Raw genomic sequence first — 20,935 nt, forward strand, 5'->3', positions numbered from 1 at the left:
AATGAAAAAATTAATGAGAAGCGGAAAAGATCAAAAAATTGGTGGAGTATGCGCAGGAGTTGCTCATTATTTTGATATTGATCCAACAATTGTTCGTGTCATTTGGGCTGTTCTTGCATTTTGTTATGGGACAGGAGTCCTTGCTTATATCATTTTATGGTTGATTGCACCAGTTTCAACAGAATATTAAATTAAAATTATATAGAAAAAGGAGAAGTTATGGCTTTTGGAGATAACGGAAAACGTAAAAAAACTTTGTTTGAAAAGGTGACACTTGTTGTCGTGCTCATCATGTTGTTTGTAACCCTTGCTGGTATCTTTGCAACTGCGCTTGGAGCTTTTAGTAGATTCTAAGCAAGCTACGAGGATAGAAACAATAACTAATGACTGGGTTCTCCCCAGCCTTTTTAAAGTGAGAAGAAAATATGAGTATGTTTTTAGATACAGCCAAGATTAAGGTCAAGGCTGGTAATGGTGGCGATGGCATGGTTGCCTTTCGCCGTGAAAAATATGTCCCTAATGGCGGTCCTTGGGGTGGTGATGGTGGACGTGGAGGTAACGTTGTTTTCGTGGTAGACGAAGGTTTGCGTACCTTGATGGATTTCCGCTATAACCGTCATTTCAAGGCTGATTCCGGTGAAAAAGGAATGACAAAAGGAATGCACGGTCGTGGTGCAGAAGACCTTCGTGTTCGTGTGCCACAGGGAACTACTGTACGTGATGCAGAAACTGGCAAAGTCATTACAGACTTGATTGAACATGGTCAGGAATTTATCGTGGCTCATGGCGGTCGAGGTGGTCGTGGAAATATCCGTTTTGCCACTCCAAAAAATCCTGCACCTGAAATCTCTGAGAATGGAGAACCAGGTCAAGAACGTGAGTTGCAACTGGAATTGAAGATTCTAGCGGATGTCGGCTTGGTCGGTTTCCCATCTGTCGGAAAGTCAACTTTGCTTAGTGTCATCACTTCAGCTAAACCTAAAATCGGTGCTTACCACTTTACGACGATTGTCCCTAATTTGGGTATGGTTCGTACACAGTCAGGTGAATCTTTTGCAGTAGCAGACCTTCCAGGTTTGATTGAAGGGGCTAGTCAAGGTGTTGGTCTTGGAACCCAGTTTCTACGTCATATTGAACGCACTCGAGTTATCCTCCATGTCATCGATATGTCAGCTAGTGAAGGACGTGATCCTTATGAGGACTACCTTGCTATCAATAAGGAATTGGAATCCTATAACCTTCGTCTCATGGAACGTCCACAGATTATCGTGGCCAACAAGATGGATATGCCTGAAAGTCAGGAAAATCTGAAAACTTTCAAGGAAAAGTTGGCAGCAAACTACGACGAGTTTGAGGAACTTCCAGCCATCTTCCCAATTTCTGGATTGACCAAGCAAGGCTTGGCGACTCTTTTAGACGCGACAGCTGAATTGTTAGACAAGACTCCAGAATTCCCGATTTATGATGAATCCGATATGGAAGAAGAGGCTTACTATGGCTTTGACGAGGAAGAAAAAGCCTTTGAGATTAGTCGTGATGATGATGCGACATGGGTACTTTCTGGTGAAAAACTCATGAAACTCTTTAACATGACCAACTTTGACCGTGACGAATCGGTCATGAAGTTTGCTCGTCAGCTTCGTGGTATGGGGGTTGACGAAGCCCTTCGTGCACGTGGCGCCAAAGATGGCGATTTGGTCCGGATTGGTAAATTTGAATTTGAATTTGTAGACTAGGAGATTGATATGGGAGATAAACCGATATCATTCCGAGATGCAGATGGAAATTTTGTTTCTGCAGCAGATGTATGGAATGAAAAGAAACTAGAAGAATTGTTTAATCGTCTCAATCCAAAACGTGCTCTTCGATTGGCACGTACAAAGAAAGAAGATACACAGTCAAAGAAATAAAATATTCCCGTGATCTTTTGATCACGGGATTTGTTTTATTCACTAAAGAAAAATGGTGGCGCATATTTTTTAAGACTCTCAAAACAAGCTTGCGCTTTTGTAGCATCTTCACAGATAATCATGCAGACGTCATCTCCACAAAGGGTTGCAACGACATCTGGAAAAGCCAAGGAATCAATTACAGATCCAAACGATTGGGCTAAACCGGGTAAAGTTTTCAAAATAACCTGGTGTTGCACAGGACGCAGCATAACAAGAGCGTCTTCCATATAGTTTTCAAGACGTTTTTCCCACTTGGAGATAGAGCCTGTATTTAGCACATAATAAGAATTATCCTCTTCGCGCACTTTTGAAAGGTTCATGGTTTTGATATCGCGTGATAAGGTAGCCTGAGTAACTTGGATATCATTTTCCGCTAACAAAGCTTGTAATTCAGCTTGAGTATGGATTTTGTTTTTTGAAACGAGGGCGCGGATAAGTTGGTGTCTGTGTTCTGATTTGTTCATAAAGTAAGTACTCCTTTTACAAGGTACAGTAGCGTGGACTGAACGAAAATGTCAGTCGGGGTGGTAGGCGGTATTGTCACGTATGATGATTTTAAAGTCAGTAGGATAAAGAACTAGATGGAGAGATTCTCCTTCTTTTAACTTGTCACTAGTTGCGTGCAGATAAACTGGGTAGCGATCCGTTTATCTACATTGATGTTCTTTAATGACAGTGAATCATTCAATTTGGGTAGCTTTTTGTCACGGCGTTTTGTGAATTTACTCTAAATGTAATTCACAGAGATTTCCAACATGTGGTGTAGTAGCGTGTATGATAAATGGTTACACATGTTGGTTAGAGGAAGTATCTTTTGTCCAAGTTCTATCTAGGGGCTTCTAAAATGCTTTTAGATGAACTGAATTTGATACAAAGTTTATGTTTGATTCGACTGTTCAAGTGGAAAACTTTGGTTATAGGAAGTTCAATGGTCAAATTCATTGACTTTTCCTTTGAATACTTCCATATTGAAAGTCTGGTAGATTATACCTTTTGACAAGGTAGGATAAGACTAGACTGTGCTAAATCAACAGTCAACTGATAGTCTGTATTATCTCGAATTGTAATCTCAAAGTCTGTGGTGTAGAGAACCAAACGGAGAGTATCTCCTTCTTTAAGTTTGTAGATAGTTGGTTGAAGCTCTAGCTTGAAGTCCATCCATTCATTTGGTTGGATTTCTTCAATCGTCAAGAGATTGGTTCGATTTTGAAGATTAAGGTAGCCTTTGGTGATGACACGTTGGGCACTTGGGTTGAATGGTAGTTCACAGAGATTTTCTAACATGTGGTAACGACCATTATCAATGGTTCTAGCACTTAAGACGGCTGGATAAGGCTGTAGATATTTCTTTTGTCCAAGTTCTAGCAGTTGGGCTGATAATAAGCCCTTGTTTGTACTTGATTTGACACGAAGTTTTAGCTCTACTCGCCCATTTAAGTGAATGTCTTGACTTACTGGAAGGTCAATGGTGATCTGATTAGCTTTTCCTTGGTAAAGTTCGGTGTTGAAGGTCTGGTAAGTCTTACCATAACGATCAAAATCTTTTTGATCATACTGGTTTTGAATCACTTTTTCCTCATTACCAAGAGAGAAGGTATGCAGTTCATCCTGTTTGCCAAAGTTATCAAGACCTTGCCATTTTTGCGGTGCGATATTGTCCTGCCAAATGACAGTCGGAAGTTGGTAGCTTGAGTCAAGTCCTAACAATTTCATACTTAACAAGGCATTCATGGACTCGCGGAAGTCGATCGACTGCCAGTTATTCATATAAACATGGGCACCATGATGGAAAAAGAGGTGCTTATTGATATGGCTAGGAAGGGCATGAAACATCTGGTAAACATGAAGAGGTTTGACGTTCCAATCCTGGGAACCATGCGTAAAGACGACCTCAGCTTGAACCTTGTGAGCATTGAGCAGATAGTTGCGGTCATGCCAAAACTGATTGTAGTCACCAGTCTTGCGATCGAGTTTCTCTTTAACCTTTTCTAAGTCTGCTTGATAAGCTTCATTGCCACGAATATAGTCACCAGCTTGGAGGTTGCGAGAGTAGGTCAATTCAGCAAGTGAGTCAAAATCCTCACCTGGATAGCCCCCTGGGCTGGTCACTAGACCATTTTCCCGATAGTAGTTGTACCAAGAGGAAATACCTGCTTCTGCGATGATCACTTCCAAGCCATCAACACCAGTGGTGGCGAGACCATTGGACATGGTACCTAGATAGGAAATACCTGTTGTTGCGACTTTGCCGTTTGACCAGTCAGCCTTGATTTGGCGCTTGCGCGTGTGGTCTGTGAAAGCACGACAACGACCATTGAGCCAATCAATGACATTTTTATATGCTTCAATCTGCTGGTAGTCACCATTGGTCATGAGACCTTGAGAATCTTTGGTTCCAACACCTGATACATAGAGATTGGCAAATCCACGTGGGAGGAAGTAGTCATTGAGTGTGTATGAGCTATTGATATGAGATAGCTTTTCTTCAGCTTCTAAGACGACTTCTGCTTGACCATGAGGTTCGACTAAATTCAGCTTAGGTTCCTCAAGTTCAATGATGTGGGGCGGTTTGACCTCAAGCTCTCCTTCCATTTTGTAGAGAGCTTTGTCACTGGCTTTATCGTTGGTCCCTTGGTGATAAGGGCTGGCAGTCATGACTGAAGGAATCTGTCCATCATAACGCGGGCGAATAATGCTGACCTTGACTAAGTCAGGGAGTCCGTCTTTATCAGTATCCACACGACTCTCGACATACACGACTTCACGAATGACATCATGAGTAGAGAAGGTTGCTAAGCTCTTACCGTTAAAGTAGTGGTAGTGATTGTCTTCTGAAATGAGTCCATCACTAACAAGCTGATCGATAAGCGTATTTCCTTTTTTCGTTCGCGTATTGAGCAATTGATAAAGATTTTCAATGAGATCTCCATAAACAATAGGAAAAGCAGTTTCTTTACGAAACTGTTCGGCATCCTCAAAGTCAACAAGATAGCTAAATCCTAAAAGTTGAAAAACTACTGTGTAGAAAATCTCTGCAGTTAACTCACGGTCTGACTGGAAAAAGGTTACTAAATCTGTTTCTTTATCCGCAGCCAAAGTCGACAAGGCATAATCCGTGTTAGAATAAGTGAAAAAACTCCAACGAATGAAGTCTTCAAACTGTCTTTTTAAGGACAGTTGGGGTGACAGCTTTAGACCAAGACCTTCTAATTCTGCAAATCGTTGAGAACTAGTGGTTGGTTGATAGCTGAATTGATTAAAACGCATGTTTCTCTCCTTTGAAAACAGACTGGATTTATTATATCAAAAAAGAGGGAAAAATGGAATAAATAAACTTAAATGAAATAAATTTCTTAAACCAGCATATCTATTTGGTAAGTTATTATAAAATGCTGAATAAATACCATAGGAGTAAGCCTTTTTCTAGAGATTTTTATATGTAAAACTGCATATAACTCCTATCTTTATTATTCTTCGTTTGGTATAAATATATCTAAATTTACATTTAAAACTATTATATAATATTAATTTTTTATTTTCTTCCTTTGAAAAATGAAGAATTTAACAGTAATGAGAGAAGAAGTTTGTAACTGATGATATTGAAAAGAAAGTGCAGAGTTGCTTCAATATCCAGCTTAAAATGGTATAATAGTAGTAAAACGAAAGCAAGGAGGAGAAGAAATGATTGCACAGCTCGACACCAAGACTGTTTATAGTTTTATGGAAAGTGTGGTTTCGATTGAAAAATATGTACAAATGGCTAAAGAATACGGCTATTCTCACCTTGCTATCATGGATGTGGATAATCTCTATGGAGCCTATCATTTTCTAGAAGCAACTCGTAAGCATGGCATTCAACCTTTAATTGGTTTAGAAATGACCTTGCTCAAAGATGAGGAGAATCTCTCTCTACGTTTTCTAGCCCTATCCACTAAAGGTTATCAAGAGTTGATGAAGTTATCCACTTTAAAAATGACTGGACGGAAAAAATGGTCTGACTTCACCTCCCACCTCGAAGATGTGGCCATTATTGTTCCCTATTTCAATGGGGTCGAACAGCTGGATTTGGGGCATGATTATTTTATCGGTGTCAGTCCAGATACTTCTCAAGAAGTCTTTACTAGACCCATTCTTCCACTCTATCAGGTCAACTCTTTTGAAAAAGAAGATATTCAAGTTTTACAAATCTTGTCAGCAGTCAAGGACAATGTCAGTCTGAGAGAAGTGGATCTGCATTCACAACAGGGAATCTTTCTACCTGCCTCAGACTTGGAAGCTCGATTTAAAAATCGCTTCCCTCAGGCCCTTGCTAATCTCCAAGGTCTGATAGAGAAGGTAAGCTATCAAATCGACCCAAGTTTAAAACTCCCTCGCTTTAATCCTGAAAGACCAGCGGTGGAAGAGCTTCGAGAGAGGGCTGAGAAAGGCTTGATTGACAAGGGGCTAACCTCAGCTATCTATCATGAGCGACTGAATAAGGAATTAGCTGTGATTCATGATATGGGATTTGACGACTATTTCCTTGTAGTTTGGGATTTGCTCCGTTTTGGACGTTCCCAAGGATATTATATGGGAATGGGGCGTGGTTCTGCAGTTGGTAGTCTGGTGGCTTACTCACTGGATATTACAGGAATTGATCCGGTTGAAAAGAACTTGATTTTCGAACGCTTTTTAAATCGTGAGCGCTACACCATGCCTGATATCGATATCGACATCCCTGACCTTTATAGGCCGGAGTTCATTCGCTATGTTCGTGATCGGTATGGTAGTCAACATGTGGCACAGATTGTTACCTATTCGACTTTTGGAGCAAAACAGGCAATTCGTGATGTTTTCAAACGTTATGGTGTCCCTGAGTACGAATTAACCAATATTACGAAAAAAATCAGTTTTCGAGATACGCTAACGACAGCCTATGAAAAGAATCTACAGTTTAGGCAGGTCATCAATAGCAAAATGGAATATCAAAAAGCTTTTGAGATTGCTCGAAAGATTGAAGGGTATCCTCGTCAGACTTCTATCCATGCAGCTGGAGTCGTTATGAGCGACCAAGACCTGACAGACTATATCCCACTCAAATACGGTGAGGATATGCTGATCACCCAGTATGATGCTCATGGTGTTGAAGCTAATGGACTTCTAAAAATGGATTTCCTCGGTTTACGTAACCTGACTTTCGTACAAAAAATGCAGGAATTATTGGCTGAGTCAGAAGGTATTCATCTGAGAATAGAGGATATTGATCTGGAAGACAAAGAAACTCTGGCTCTCTTTGCTGCTGGAAATACCAAGGGGATTTTCCAATTTGAACAACCTGGCGCCATTCGGCTCTTGAAACGAGTTCAGCCGCAAGTCTTTGAAGAGGTAGTAGCAACGACATCCCTCAATAGACCGGGGGCAAGTGATTATATTGATAATTTTGTCGCTCGTAAGCATGGTAAAGAAAAGGTGACGGTGTTAGACCCTGCCTTAGAAGACATCCTTTCATCAACCTACGGTATTATGCTCTATCAAGAGCAGGTTATGCAGGTAGCTCAACGCTTTGGAGGATTCAGTCTTGGTAAAGCCGACATTCTCAGACGTGCCATGGGTAAGAAAAATGCCAAAGAGATGCATCTGATGAAGGAAGATTTTATCACAGGAGCTATGAAATTGGGGCATACAGAAGAAAAGGCCAACCAAGTTTTTGCAGTGATGGAAAAGTTTGCAGGCTATGGATTTAACCGATCCCACGCTTATGCCTACTCAGCACTGGCATTCCAACTAGCTTATTTCAAGACACACTATCCTGCTATTTTCTTTCAAGTTATGTTGAACTATTCTAGCAGTGATTACATTGTAGATGCATTGCAGATGGGCTTTGAAGTAGCTCCCTTAGCAATCAACAGCATTCCCTATCATGATAAAATTGCTAAGAAGAAAATCTATCTTGGTCTAAAAGCCATTAAGGGAATGCCAAGAGATTTGTCTTACTGGATTATTGAAAATCGTCCTTTCTCAAGCATTGAAGATTTTGTCACACGTCTTCCCAAGAATTACAAGAAATTGTCGCTTTTGACGCCTTTGGTTGAACTAGGACTTTTTGATGAATTTGACAAGAATCGCCAGAAAATCTTAGTGAACCTACCAAACTTATTTGTCTTTGTTGAGGAGTTAGGTGGACTCTTTGCGGATACAAATTATAGTTGGACTGAAGCTGATGATTTTACTGAGGCAGAGAAATTTTACAAAGAGCAGGAACTGATTGGGGTAGGTATCAGTCCCCATCCTCTCCAAACTCTTGCCAAACAAGCCCTATATCCGACCACTCCAATCACTAATCTAACCGAGGGAGCTCAAGCCACTCTCCTAGTTGAAGTGCAAAAGATTAAAGTGATTCGAACCAAGAAAGGCGAGAGTATGGCTTTTCTACAGGTTCATGATAGTAAGTCTCGGATGGATGTAACTGTATTTTCAGACCAATATAGAAAATTTGCTTCCAATTTATCCGAAGGGAAATTTTACTACATCAATGGCAAAGTTCAATCTCGAGATGGTCGTCTGCAAATGATTGCACAAGATTTGAAAGAAGCAGTGGCGGAACGATTCTGGATTCAAGTTAAAAATCATGAAAATGATAAAGAGATTTCAAATATCCTAGAACAATACAAAGGCCCAATCCCTGTCATTATCAGGTATGAAGAGGAAGGAAAAACGGTTGTTTCTACACAACATTTTGTAAGAAAAGATTCTGCTCTAGAGGAAAAATTAGAGGGAATTGCTATGAAAACGATTTATCGCTAAAAATACGGAAAATAGAAGAATTTTCGATTTAAATGTGGTATAATCAGTAAGAATGTTAAAAGAAAAAGGAGCATAAACCAAATGAAACGTATTGCTGTTTTGACCAGTGGTGGAGACGCCCCTGGTATGAATGCTGCCATCCGTGCAGTAGTTCGCCAAGCAATCTCAGAAGGAATGGAAGTTTTTGGTATCTATGATGGGTACGCTGGTATGGTTGCCGGTGAAATTTATCCACTTGATGCTGCTTCAGTAGGAGACATCATTTCTCGTGGTGGTACTTTCCTTCACTCTGCTCGTTACCCTGAGTTTGCACAACTTGAAGGCCAACTTAAAGGGATTGAGCAATTGAAAAAACACGGTATCGAAGGAGTCGTAGTTATCGGTGGAGACGGTTCTTATCACGGAGCTATGCGCTTGACGGAACATGGGTTCCCTGCTATTGGACTTCCAGGTACAATCGATAACGATATCGTAGGGACTGACTTTACAATCGGATTTGATACTGCAGTTACGACTGCAATGGATGCGATTGATAAGATTCGTGATACATCATCAAGTCACCGTCGTACTTTCGTTGTTGAAGTAATGGGACGTAACGCTGGTGATATCGCTCTTTGGGCTGGTATCGCAACTGGTGCTGATGAAATTATCATCCCTGAGGAAGGCTTCAAGATGGAAGATATCGTAGCTAGTATCAAAGCTGGTTATGAGCACGGTAAAAAACACAACATTATCGTTTTGGCAGAAGGTGTTATGTCAGCAGCTGAATTTGGTCAAAAACTAAAAGAAGCAGGAGACACTAGTGACCTTCGTGTAACAGAACTTGGTCACATCCAACGTGGTGGATCACCAACTGCGCGTGACCGTGTATTGGCATCACGTATGGGGGCACACGCTGTTAAACTCCTTAAACAAGGAATCGGTGGTGTCGCTGTTGGTATCCGTAACGAAAAAATGGTTGAGAATCCAATCCTTGGTACAGCAGAAGAAGGAGCTTTGTTTAGCTTAACTGCAGAAGGTAAGATTATTGTTAACAACCCTCATAAAGCTGATCTTGAACTTTCTGCTTTGAACAAGAGCTTGTCCTAATCAACTTTCATTAATTTGGTAACATGACCATAAAAGGTCGAATTATATAAAGGAGTCACAAAAATCATGAACAAACGTGTAAAAATCGTTGCAACTTTAGGTCCTGCGGTTGAAATCCGTGGTGGTAAAAAATTCGGTGAAGACGGATACTGGGGTGAAAAACTTGACGTTGAAGCTTCAGCTCAAAATATTGCTAAATTGATTGAAGCAGGAGCAAACACTTTCCGTTTCAACTTCTCACACGGTGACCACCAAGAACAAGGTGAGCGTATGGCAACTGTTAAACTTGCTGAAAAACTTGCAGGTAAAAAAGTTGGTTTCCTTCTTGATACTAAAGGACCTGAAATCCGTACAGAATTGTTTGAAGGTGACGCAAAAGAGTACTCATACAAAACTGGTGAAAAAATCCGTGTTGCAACTAAACAAGGAATCAAATCAACTCGTGATGTGATTGCTTTGAACGTTGCTGGTGCCCTTGATATCTACGATGATGTTGAAGTTGGTCACCAAGTTTTGGTTGACGATGGTAAATTGGGTCTTCGTGTTTTCGCAAAAGACGATGCAACTCGTGAATTTGAAGTAGTCGTTGAAAATGACGGTATCATTGCTAAGCAGAAAGGTGTAAACATTCCTAACACTAAAATTCCTTTCCCAGCACTTGCTGAACGTGATAACGATGATATCCGTTTCGGTTTGGAACAAGGTATCAACTTCATCGCGATTTCATTCGTACGTACTGCAAAAGACGTCGACGAAGTTCGTGCAATCTGTGAAGAAACTGGTAATGGTCACGTTCAATTGTTTGCAAAAATCGAAAACCAACAAGGTATCGATAACTTGGATGAAATCATTGAAGCTGCTGACGGTATCATGATCGCTCGTGGTGACATGGGTATCGAAGTACCATTCGAAATGGTTCCAGTTTATCAAAAAATGATCATCACTAAAGTGAACGCAGCAGGTAAAGTTGTTATCACAGCAACAAACATGCTTGAAACAATGACTGAAAAACCACGTGCAACTCGTTCAGAAGTATCAGACGTATTTAACGCTGTTATCGACGGAACTGACGCTACAATGCTTTCAGGTGAGTCTGCAAACGGTAAATACCCACTTGAGTCAGTAACAACAATGGCTACAATTGACAAGAACGCACAAACTCTTCTTAACGAATACGGACGTTTGAACTCAGATACTTTCGAACGTAACTCTAAGACAGAAGTTATGGCTTCAGCTGTTAAAGATGCTACAAACTCAATGAACATCAAATTGGTTGTTACCCTTACTAAGACTGGTCACACAGCTCGTTTGATTTCTAAATACCGTCCAAATGCTGATATCTTGGCATTGACATTCGACGAATTGACAGAGCGTGGATTGATGTTGAACTGGGGTGTTATCCCAATGTTGACTGAAGCTCCATCATCAACTGATGATATGTTCGAAATCGCTGAACGTAAAGCAGTTGAAGCAGGCCTTGTAGAATCTGGTGACGATATTGTTATCGTTGCAGGTGTGCCACTTGGCGAAGCTGTTCGTACAAACACAATGCGTATCCGTACAGTACGTTAATCTAACACAAAAACCTATCATTTCAGGCTGAAAAGCTTGAGTGATAGGTCTTTTTTTATCAAAATGAGATGGTATTTAGTAAATAGGAATGGGAAAAAACTGAAAATTATGGTATAATAGAATGAAAAGACCTTTTTAGTAAATTTTGAAAGAGTAAAACATGAGAAAAATTGTCATCAATGGTGGACGTCCATTGCAAGGTGAGATCACCATTAGTGGTGCTAAAAATAGTGTTGTAGCGCTTATTCCAGCTATTATCTTATCAGATGATATTGTCACTTTAGATTGTGTTCCAGATATTTCAGACGTTGCTAGTCTTGTCGAAATTATGGAGATTATGGGGGCGACTGTTAAGCGTTATGAGGATGTTTTGGAGATTGATCCAAGAGGTGTTCAAAACATTCCGATGCCTTATGGCAAGATTAATAGCTTGCGTGCTTCTTATTATTTCTACGGAAGTCTTTTAGGTCGCTTTGGTGAAGCTACAGTTGGACTTCCTGGTGGATGTGATTTGGGGCCTCGTCCGATTGACCTTCACTTAAAAGCCTTTGAAGCCATGGGTGCTAAGGTCAGCTATGAGGGAGATAATATGAATTTATCTGCTCAAGGTAAGGGACTTCATGGCGCAAGTATTTACATGGATACCGTCAGCGTTGGAGCAACGATTAACACCATGATTGCTGCGGTTAAAGCTAAGGGACGCACTGTCATTGAAAATGCGGCTCGTGAACCCGAAATTATCGATGTTGCTACCCTTTTGAACAACATGGGAGCCCATATTCGTGGTGCTGGGACTGATATTATCATTATTGATGGTGTCGAGAAACTTCATGGGACTCGTCACCAAGTCATTCCAGACCGTATCGAAGCTGGAACCTATATTTCACTTGCTGCAGCGGTAGGAAAAGGAATTCGTATTAACAACGTTCTCTATGAACACTTAGAAGGCTTTATCGCCAAACTAGAGGAAATGGGCGTTCGTATGACGGTCTCAGAAGACAGCATCTTCGTTGAAGAACAGTCCGATTTGAAGGCTATCAATATCAAAACAGCTCCCTATCCAGGGTTCGCAACCGATTTGCAACAGCCCATCACGCCACTTTTACTAACTGCCCAAGGTCGTGGAACCATCATTGATACGATTTATGAGAAACGTGTTAATCATGTCTTTGAGTTAGCAAAAATGGATGCGGATATTACGACTACAAACGATCACATTATTTACAACGGTGGTCGTAACTTACACGGGGCAAGTGTAAAAGCTACAGACTTGCGAGCTGGTGCTGCACTTGTCATCGCCGGCTTGATGGCTCAAGGCCAGACTGAAATTACAAATATTGAGTTTATCCTTCGTGGCTACTCAGATATTATTGAAAAATTGCGTAGTCTTGGAGCGGATATTACACTCGTTGAAGACTAAGCCGTTGAGGTGATTATGAATATTTGGACCAAATTAGCAATGTTTTCTTTTTTTGAAACGGAGCGCTTGTATTTGCGTCCTTTCTTTTTTAGTGACAGTTATGCGTTTTTCGAGATTGCTTCAAACCCTGAGAATTTACAGTTTATTTTTCCAAGTCAAGCAAGTTTGGAAGAAAGTCAGTACGCACTTGCTAACTATTTTATGAAGAACCCTCTAGGGGTTTGGGCAATTTGTCTCCAAGGAAATCAGGAAATGATTGGCTCCATTAAATTTGAAAAGATTGATGAAATCAAAAAAGAAGCAGAAATTGGTTACTTCTTAAAAAAGGATTCTTGGGCACAAGGTTTTATGACAGAAGTGGTTACCAAGCTATGTCAGCTTTCATTTGAAGAATTTGGTTTAAAACAATTATCCATCATCACTCATTTGGAAAATCAAGCTAGTCAAAAAGTAGCCTTAAAATCGGGCTTTAGCCTCGTCCGACAGTTTAAGGGGAGCGATCGCTATACACGAAAAATGAGGGACTATCTTGAATTTCGATACATAAAAGGAGAATTCAATGAGTAAACACCAGGAAATTTTGTCCTATCTGGAAGAGTTGCCAATTGGGAAGAGAGTTAGTGTTCGCAGTATTTCCAATCACCTAGGTGTTAGTGACGGAACAGCCTACCGAGCGATCAAAGAAGCTGAAAATCGTGGTATCGTTGAAACTCGGCCACGTAGTGGAACTATACGGGTCAAGTCCCAAAAAGTGGCTATTGAGCGGCTAACCTATGCTGAAATTGCTGAAGTCACCTCCTCTGAAGTTCTAGCTGGTCAGGAAGGGTTAGAGAGAGAGTTTAGTAAATTTTCTATTGGAGCCATGACTGAGCAGAATATCCTCTCTTATCTCCATGATGGTGGTCTTTTGATTGTAGGTGACCGCACTCGCATTCAACTTTTAGCCTTGGAAAATGAAAATGCGGTCCTTGTGACAGGTGGTTTTCATGTGCAGGACGATGTTCTTGAGTTGGCTAATAAAAAAGGTATCCCAGTTCTGAGAAGTAAGCATGATACTTTTACAGTCGCAACCATGATTAACAAAGCTCTCTCAAATGTTCAAATCAAAACCGATATTCTGACAGTTGAGAAGCTCTATCGTCCCAGTCATGAGTATGGTTTTTTAAGAGAAACCGATACAGTCAAAGACTATCTAGACTTGGTCCGTAAGAACAGAAGTAGTCGTTTCCCGGTCATTAACCAACACCAAGTGGTTGTCGGGGTTGTTACTATGCGTGACGCAGGAGATAAATCCCCCAGCACAACGATTGACAAGGTGATGACGCGAAGTATCTTCGTAACAGGTTTAGCGACCAATATTGCCAATGTCAGTCAACGAATGATTGCAGAAGACTTTGAGATGGTTCCCGTTGTCAGAAGTAACCAAACTTTACTCGGTGTCGTAACACGACGAGATGTCATGGAAAAGATGAGCCGTTCTCAGGTTTCAGCTTTGCCAACTTTCTCCGAGCAAATCGGGCAAAAACTCTCTTATCATCATGATGAAGTCGTCATTACTGTTGAGCCCTTCATGCTGGAGAAAAATGGGGTCCTTGCTAATGGAGTCTTGGCTGAAATCCTCAACCATATGACCCAAGACCTCGTTGTCAATAGCGGACGTAATCTCATCATTGAACAGATGTTGATTTATTTCTTGCAGGCTGTGCAGATAGATGATACTTTGCGGATTCAAGCTCGGATTATTCACCACACGAGACGCTCAGCTATTATTGATTATGATATTTATCATGGGCATCAGATTGTTTCAAAAGCAAATGTTACGGTTAAAATTAATTAGAATCTAGGAGAAAAAATGATAACTTTAAAATCAGCACGTGAAATCGAAGCCATGGACAAGGCTGGTGATTTCCTAGCAAGTATCCATATCGGCTTACGTGATTTGATTAAGCCAGGCGTGGATATGTGGGAAGTTGAAGAGTACGTTCGTCGACGTTGTAAAGAGGAGAATTTCCTTCCTTTACAGATTGGTGTGGATGGTGCTGTCATGGATTACCCCTATGCCACTTGTTGCTCTCTCAATGACGAAGTAGCTCACGCTTTTCCACGTCATTACATCTTGAAAGATGGCGATTTGCTCAAGGTTGACATGGTACTGGGGGGGCCGATTGCCAAATCCGACCTCAATGTATCTAAACTCAACTTCAACAATGTTGAGCAAATGAAAAAATACACCCAAAGTTATACTGGTGGTTTAGCTGACTCATGTTGGGCTTATGCGGTTGGTACACCGTCTGAAGAAGTGAAAAACCTGATGGATGTGACCAAGGAAGCTATGTATAAAGGGATTGAGCAAGCAGTTGTCGGCAATCGTATCGGTGATATTGGTGCAGCCATTCAAGAATACGCTGAAAGTCGCGGTTACGGTGTCGTTCGTGATTTGGTTGGTCATGGTGTTGGTCCAACTATGCACGAAGAGCCAATGGTTCCTAACTACGGTATTGCAGGGCGTGGACTCCGTCTCCGTGAAGGAATGGTACTAACCATTGAACCCATGATTAATACTGGTGACTGGGAAATTGATACAGATATGAAGACTGGCTGGGCTCATAAGACTATAGATGGCGGCCTGTCTTGCCAATATGAACACCAGTTCGTGATTACCAAAGACGGTCCAGTTATCTTGACTAGCCAAGGCGAAGAAGGAACGTATTAAAAAAAGGGAGCTTAGCTCCTTTTTTTGTGTCAAATTTTATCAAAATAAATAAGCGTAGCAGACTTCTTACAAATTTATTCTTTTGTAGTAAAATAGGATTAGAATTTTGAGAAAGTAGGTAATTCGTTGGAGTCGATTATATTTCTAGTATCCGTTTTTTTAGCAGGTATCCTGTCCTTCTTTTCACCCTGTATCTTTCCTTTGCTACCTGTCTATGCTGGTATTTTACTGGATGATCAGGGGAATTCGAAAAGCTTTCGCTTTTTTGGAAGAGACGTTGCATGGTCTGGTTTAATTCGAACCTTGTGCTTTATTGCAGGAATCTCCCTCATTTTCTTTATTTTAGGATTTGGAGCTGGATTCCTAGGGCACATGCTCTATGCAGACTGGTTTCGTTATGCTATGGGAATAGTCATTATTCTTTTAGGGCTTCACCAGATGGAAATTTTGCATTTCAATAAACTGGAAGTTCAAAAGACAGTCACCTTCAAAAAATCACAGTCGAATCACTATCTGTCAGCCTTCTTGCTTGGGATAACCTTTAGTTTTGGTTGGACCCCTTGCATCGGACCGGTTTTAAGTTCGGTCTTGGCACTTGCAGCTTCAGGAGGCAATGGTGCTTGGCAAGGAGCTGTGTTAACATTAGTATATACATTGGGAATGGCCCTTCCTTTCATTGTTTTGGCCTTGGCTTCGGGCTGGATTATGCCCTATTTTAGTAAATTAAAACCCCATATGATTCTACTAAAGAAAATCGGGGGAGCTTTGATTATTTTGATGGGATTATTATTAATGCTAGGGCAGTTAAATGCCTTGTCAGGAATTCTTGGATAAAAGGAGAAGAAAATGAAAAAAGTTATTTTTGCTGGATTGAGCCTCATGTCTCTATTCTTGTTGATTGCTTGTGGTGAAAAAGAAACCAAACAGACAAGCAGTCCAAAACAACCTGCTGTACAACAAATCGCAGTCGGTAAGGATGCGCCAGACTTTACCTTGCAGTCTATGGATGGCAAAGAAGTGAAGTTATCAGACTATAAAGGGAAAAAGGTCTATTTAAAATTCTGGGCTTCTTGGTGTGGACCATGCAAAAAAAGCATGCCTGAGCTGATGGAATTAGCTTCCAAACAAGATCGAGACTTTGAAATCTTGAGTGTCATTGCACCAGGTCTCCAAGGTGAAAAAACAGTTCAAGACTTTCCAAAATGGTACCAAGAACAAGGCTACAAGGATATTCCAGTTCTATATGATACCCAAGCAACTACTTTTCAAGCCTACCAAATTCGTAGTATTCCAACGGAATACTTGATTGACAGTCAAGGTAAAATCGGAAAAATCCAATTTGGTGCTATTAGCAACGCTGATGCAGAAGCGGCTTTTAAAGAAATGAAATAAAGAAAAAATCGCGATTGTTCGCGATTTTTTTATAGTTTTTCATTGATAAAGCGGATAAATTGATTCCACCAAACCTTCAAAAAGAAGGCTTTTTCAACTTTCTTTTCAGAAACCATTTCAAAAGATGGTTTGTCAGAAGTGAGATAGCCCTGGCCGACCAAATCCTGGTCATCATAGGTTAGAGTACCAACGACCTTGCCTTCTTCCAATGGAGCCATTTCTGATGTTGATTTCGGTGTGAATTGGAGAGCTGGTGTAGTACCGCTACCGATGCGTTGGACGATGGAAATGTCTGACTTAGCGACAGCTGTCACATTATCTTCTTTACCATCCAGAACTGTTACTTTACTATCGTTGTATGCTTCACCTTTCTGAACGACGGTTTTTAAGGCAAAGTTTGCAGAAATATAATCTAAAAGTGCAGAAGTAGCAGTAAAACGTGCATAAGGGTTGGTATCTTGTTGATCTGCATTCAAAACAACCGTAATAATACGCATCCCTTTCTCAACAGTTGTTCCAACGAACGAAGCACCAGCTTTATCAGTAGTACCTGTCTTTAGTCCATCAATACCACCACGATAGGCAGGCATTCCCTCCAACATATAGTTGGTTGAGTGGATTTCAAGCCCTGCAAAGGTAGAAGTTGGCTTTTTGGTGATTTCCAAAACTTGAGGATAATCTCGGATGAGGTTACGAGCGACGATTGCAACATCGTAGGCACTCAACTTGTTTTCATCGTCTTTCTTTGAACCAGGATAGATATTCTCGCCAAGGGTCTCATTATTTAAACCAGTAGTGTTTACAATAGTTGCATCTTGAATTCCCCATTCAAGAAGTTTAGCCCTCATCTTGTCTACAAAGTCTTTCTCAGAACCAGCAATCTTTTCTGCTAGCGCAATCGCAGCACTGTTTGCGCTGGATACCATTGTAGCCTCTAATAGTTGTTCAACAGTATAATTTCGAGCTTCCATAGGGACGTTACTCGCCTCAGAATTAGTTGTAAGTTTGTAAGGATAGTCCGAAATATCAACAGGTGTAGATAGGCTGATAGTTCCTTGTTCCAGAGCTTCATAGACCAGATAAACTGTAACTAGTTTTGTAATAGAAGCAATTTCTACAGGCTGATTTGCATCTTTTTCATAGAGGATTTTTCCAGTTGTAGCCTCGACAGCAATAGCATGTTTAGCAGCAACATCAAACTCCTGAGCAGAAACAGTAGAAGCTGCTCCAAAAACTAAAAGTGTCATAAAAGATAAAATTATTTTTTTCATATTAGCTTTATTTTATCATAAAGAAAAAAAATATTCTCGCTTTTTTACTAAAGCCATCTTATCTTTTTCAGAAATGTGGTAAAATAGAGAGAAGGAGGATACCTATGTTCCGCAGAAACAAATTATTTTTTTGGACAGCTGAAATTTTATTATTAACACTGATTTTCTATCTTTGGAGAGAAATGGGAGCCATCATTACTCCCTTCGTGACAGTTGTGAATACCATCATGATTCCATTTTTGCTTGGTGGATTTTTTTACTACATTACAAATCCAGTCGTTACTTTCTTAGAAAAGAGATGTAAGATCAATCGTCTAATTGGTGTCTTGGTCACTCTTTGTGCCTTGATTGGTGCTATCGTTGTAGGGGTCGTTTATCTCTTGCCGATTTTGATTAATCAGTTGACCAGCTTGATTATTTCTAGTCAAAACATCTATAGTAGACTACAAGATTTGATCATCGATTTGTCCATGAATCCAGTCTTCCAAAATATTGATATTCAACAAACAATTCAACAACTGAATCTCTCCTATGTGGATATCCTCCAGAATATCTTGAATAGCGTCAGCAACAGTTTAGGAAGCGTTCTTTCAGCCTTGTTTAGTACAGTTCTGATTCTCATTATGACCCCTGTATTCTTGATTTATTTCTTGTTGGATGGTCATAAGTTGTTACCAATGTTGGAACGTACCATCTTAAAACATGACAAATTGAATCTTTCTAGCCTTTTAACCAATCTCAATACAACCATAGCGCGCTATATCAGTGGAATTGCGATTGATGCGGTTATTATTGGATGTTTAGCCTATATTGGCTATAGCGTTATCGGATTAAAGTACGCCCTAGTTTTTGCTATTTTTTCTGGAATCGCAAATTTGATTCCTTATGTTGGTCCAAGTATTGGCTTGATTCCAATGGTGATTGCCAATGTGTTCACAGATCCTCATCGTATGTTGATTGCGGTTGCTTATATGCTCATTATTCAGCAGATTGACGGAAATGTTCTCTATCCACGTATCGTTGGAGGGGTTATGAAAGTGCATCCGATTACGATTTTGGTGCTCCTTTTACTGTCAAGTAATATCTACGGTGTCATAGGGATGGTCGTAGCAGTACCTACTTACTCTATTTTTAAAGAAATTACTAAGTTCCTAGCGAAATTATATGAAAACCATAAAGAAGCTAAGGAACTGGAAAAAACAGAATCAAATTAAAATCAGGGAGACCTGATTTTTTTGATGAAAGTATTATCTTCCAAACAAAGAGAAGTTTGATTTCATATTGCCATAAAGAAGCAGAAGAACAGGATTTGATAAGATTTAGATTAATTGACAAAATATGTGTAAAACACTTGCAATTTAGCAGAAATTTGATAAAATAGTAAGGAAAGTTAGACTGTATTGCCTACTGTCTATCTATAAAATATATTTTATTGGAGGCTTTTACTCAAATGGCAAAAGAAAAATACGATCGTAGTAAACCACACGTTAACATTGGTACTATCGGACACGTTGACCACGGTAAAACTACTTTGACTGCAGCTATCACAACTGTATTGGCACGTCGCTTGCCTTCAGCAGTTAACCAACCTAAAGACTATGCGTCTATCGATGCTGCTCCAGAAGAACGCGAACGCGGTATCACTATCAACACTGCGCACGTTGAGTACGAAACTGAAAAACGTCACTACGCTCACATCGACGCTCCAGGACACGCGGACTACGTTAAAAACATGATCACTGGTGCCGCTCAAATGGACGGAGCTATCCTTGTAGTAGCTTCAACTGACGGACCAATGCCACAAACTCGTGAGCACATCCTTCTTTCACGTCAGGTTGGTGTTAAACACCTTATCGTCTTCATGAACAAAATTGACTTGGTAGACGACGAAGAATTGCTTGAATTGGTTGAAATGGAAATCCGTGACCTCTTGTCAGAATACGACTTCCCAGGTGACGATCTTCCAGTTATCCAAGGTTCAGCTCTTAAAGCTCTTGAAGGTGACTCTAAATACGAAGACATCATCATGGAATTGATGAACACTGTTGATGAGTACATCCCAGAACCAGAACGTGACACTGAAAAACCATTGCTTCTTCCAGTCGAAGACGTATTCTCAATCACTGGACGTGGTACAGTTGCTTCAGGACGTATCGACCGTGGTACTGTTCGTGTCAACGACGAAATCGAAATCGTTGGTATCAAAGAAGAAACTCAAAAAGCAGTTGTTACTGGTGTTGAAATGTTCCGTAAACAACTTGACGAAGGTCTTGCTGGAGATAACGTAGGTGTCCTTCTTCGTGGTGTTCAACGTGACGAAATCGAACGTGGACAAGTTATCGCTAAACCAGGTTCAATCAACCCACACACTAAATTTAAAGGTGAAGTCTACATCCTTACTAAAGAAGAAGGTGGACGTCACACTCCATTCTTCAACAACTACCGTCCACAATTCTACTTCCGTACTACTGACGTTACAGGTTCAATCGAACTTCCTGCAGGTACTGAAATGGTAATGCCTGGTGATAACGTGACTATCGACGTTGAGTTGATCCACCCAATCGCCGTAGAACAAGGTACTACATTCTCTATCCGTGAGGGTGGACGTACTGTTGGTTCAGGTATGGTTACAGAAATCGAAGCTTAATTCGATTAAGTTCCCAGAAGAACAATTATTTAAGTCAGACACTAAAAGAATCTTGCCTTGCAAGGTTCTTTTTTTCTTCTCCTTACTCTATTTGAA

At 40.5% G+C, this 20,935-nt stretch carries 18 protein-coding genes; 15 read left to right on the forward strand and 3 right to left on the reverse strand.

Annotated elements, in window-relative coordinates; translation table 11 throughout:
* The first annotated feature begins 1 nt into the window (after window position 1).
* The 4 genes from Q4443_RS03850 (at window position 2) to Q4443_RS03865 (ending at window position 1,910) form a co-directional block, all read left to right on the forward strand.
* Window positions 2–190 carry a PspC domain-containing protein gene (locus tag Q4443_RS03850; RefSeq protein ID WP_000735790.1) on the forward strand — a complete coding sequence of 63 codons (189 nt, stop codon included), beginning with the start codon at window positions 2–4 and terminating at the stop codon, window positions 188–190.
* A gap of 29 nt (window positions 191–219) precedes the next feature.
* Window positions 220–354: a DUF4044 domain-containing protein gene (locus Q4443_RS03855; protein ID WP_000863851.1), complete on the forward strand. Its 135-nt coding sequence runs from the start codon at window positions 220–222 to the stop codon at window positions 352–354.
* A gap of 71 nt (window positions 355–425) precedes the next feature.
* Entirely contained in the window at window positions 426–1,736 is a 1,311-nt protein-coding gene (obgE, locus tag Q4443_RS03860; RefSeq protein ID WP_000061637.1) for a GTPase ObgE, read from the forward strand.
* Window positions 1,737–1,745: 9 nt separating this feature from the next.
* Window positions 1,746–1,910, forward strand: a complete 165-nt coding sequence (locus tag Q4443_RS03865) for a hypothetical protein (RefSeq protein ID WP_000502576.1) — start codon at window positions 1,746–1,748, stop codon at window positions 1,908–1,910.
* A 35-nt stretch (window positions 1,911–1,945) separates the two neighbouring features.
* On the opposite strand, the gene Q4443_RS03870 is transcribed toward Q4443_RS03865, so the two are convergent.
* Both Q4443_RS03870 and Q4443_RS03875 read right to left on the reverse strand, forming a co-directional pair.
* Window positions 1,946–2,416 carry an arginine repressor gene (locus Q4443_RS03870; protein ID WP_049477502.1) on the reverse strand — a complete coding sequence of 157 codons (471 nt, stop codon included), beginning with the start codon at window positions 2,414–2,416 and terminating at the stop codon, window positions 1,946–1,948.
* A 520-nt stretch (window positions 2,417–2,936) separates the two neighbouring features.
* Window positions 2,937–5,219 (reverse strand): Xaa-Pro dipeptidyl-peptidase, encoded by a 2,283-nt coding sequence (locus tag Q4443_RS03875; RefSeq protein ID WP_049518572.1) that lies wholly within the window; start codon window positions 5,217–5,219, stop codon window positions 2,937–2,939.
* A 414-nt stretch (window positions 5,220–5,633) separates the two neighbouring features.
* On the opposite strand from Q4443_RS03875, the gene Q4443_RS03880 reads away from it, so the two are divergent.
* The 9 genes from Q4443_RS03880 (at window position 5,634) to sdbB (ending at window position 16,921) form a co-directional block, all read left to right on the forward strand.
* A complete protein-coding gene (locus tag Q4443_RS03880) occupies window positions 5,634–8,735 on the forward strand; it encodes a DNA polymerase III subunit alpha (protein ID WP_049518574.1) in 3,102 nt (1,033 codons plus the stop codon).
* Between the two features lie 81 nt (window positions 8,736–8,816).
* On the forward strand, window positions 8,817–9,824 hold the full coding sequence (gene pfkA / locus Q4443_RS03885) for a 6-phosphofructokinase (protein ID WP_000820882.1): 1,008 nt from the start codon (window positions 8,817–8,819) through the stop codon (window positions 9,822–9,824).
* Between the two features lie 66 nt (window positions 9,825–9,890).
* Window positions 9,891–11,396 (forward strand): pyruvate kinase, encoded by a 1,506-nt coding sequence (gene pyk / locus Q4443_RS03890; protein ID WP_042902347.1) that lies wholly within the window; start codon window positions 9,891–9,893, stop codon window positions 11,394–11,396.
* Window positions 11,397–11,556: 160 nt separating this feature from the next.
* Window positions 11,557–12,816: a UDP-N-acetylglucosamine 1-carboxyvinyltransferase gene (locus tag Q4443_RS03895; protein WP_001227110.1), complete on the forward strand. Its 1,260-nt coding sequence runs from the start codon at window positions 11,557–11,559 to the stop codon at window positions 12,814–12,816.
* 15 nt (window positions 12,817–12,831) lie between these two features.
* A complete protein-coding gene (locus Q4443_RS03900) occupies window positions 12,832–13,383 on the forward strand; it encodes a GNAT family N-acetyltransferase (RefSeq protein WP_001028755.1) in 552 nt (183 codons plus the stop codon).
* Complete coding sequence (gene spxR / locus Q4443_RS03905) at window positions 13,376–14,653, forward strand: CBS-HotDog domain-containing transcription factor SpxR (RefSeq protein WP_000033809.1); 1,278 nt, start codon at window positions 13,376–13,378, stop codon at window positions 14,651–14,653. Before Q4443_RS03900 ends, spxR begins: the two co-directional genes overlap by 8 nt.
* A 15-nt stretch (window positions 14,654–14,668) precedes the next feature.
* A complete protein-coding gene (locus Q4443_RS03910) occupies window positions 14,669–15,529 on the forward strand; it encodes a methionyl aminopeptidase (protein ID WP_000631558.1) in 861 nt (286 codons plus the stop codon).
* Between the two features lie 126 nt (window positions 15,530–15,655).
* A complete protein-coding gene (ccdA2, locus tag Q4443_RS03915; RefSeq protein ID WP_049518577.1) occupies window positions 15,656–16,363 on the forward strand; it encodes a thiol-disulfide oxidoreductase-associated membrane protein CcdA2 in 708 nt (235 codons plus the stop codon).
* Between the two features lie 12 nt (window positions 16,364–16,375).
* The gene (gene sdbB, locus Q4443_RS03920) at window positions 16,376–16,921 is read left to right on the forward strand and encodes a thiol-disulfide oxidoreductase-associated lipoprotein SdbB (RefSeq protein WP_000755593.1); all 546 of its coding nucleotides are present in this window, start codon (window positions 16,376–16,378) and stop codon (window positions 16,919–16,921) included.
* 29 nt (window positions 16,922–16,950) lie between these two features.
* Here the strand turns inward: sdbB and pbp3 are convergent, their stop codons facing one another.
* Window positions 16,951–18,192, reverse strand: a complete 1,242-nt coding sequence (pbp3, locus tag Q4443_RS03925) for a D-alanyl-D-alanine carboxypeptidase PBP3 (protein WP_049485222.1) — start codon at window positions 18,190–18,192, stop codon at window positions 16,951–16,953.
* Window positions 18,193–18,296: 104 nt separating this feature from the next.
* Here pbp3 and Q4443_RS03930 point away from each other — a divergent pair, with 104 nt between their 5' ends.
* Both Q4443_RS03930 and tuf read left to right on the forward strand, forming a co-directional pair.
* Window positions 18,297–19,406 (forward strand): AI-2E family transporter, encoded by a 1,110-nt coding sequence (locus tag Q4443_RS03930; protein WP_000489828.1) that lies wholly within the window; start codon window positions 18,297–18,299, stop codon window positions 19,404–19,406.
* Window positions 19,407–19,642: 236 nt separating this feature from the next.
* Window positions 19,643–20,839: an elongation factor Tu gene (tuf, locus tag Q4443_RS03935; protein WP_001040720.1), complete on the forward strand. Its 1,197-nt coding sequence runs from the start codon at window positions 19,643–19,645 to the stop codon at window positions 20,837–20,839.
* Window positions 20,840–20,935: the final 96 nt, after the last annotated feature.

The organism is Streptococcus sp. GP0011 (genome assembly GCF_030546305.1).
Taxonomy (GTDB): domain Bacteria; phylum Bacillota; class Bacilli; order Lactobacillales; family Streptococcaceae; genus Streptococcus.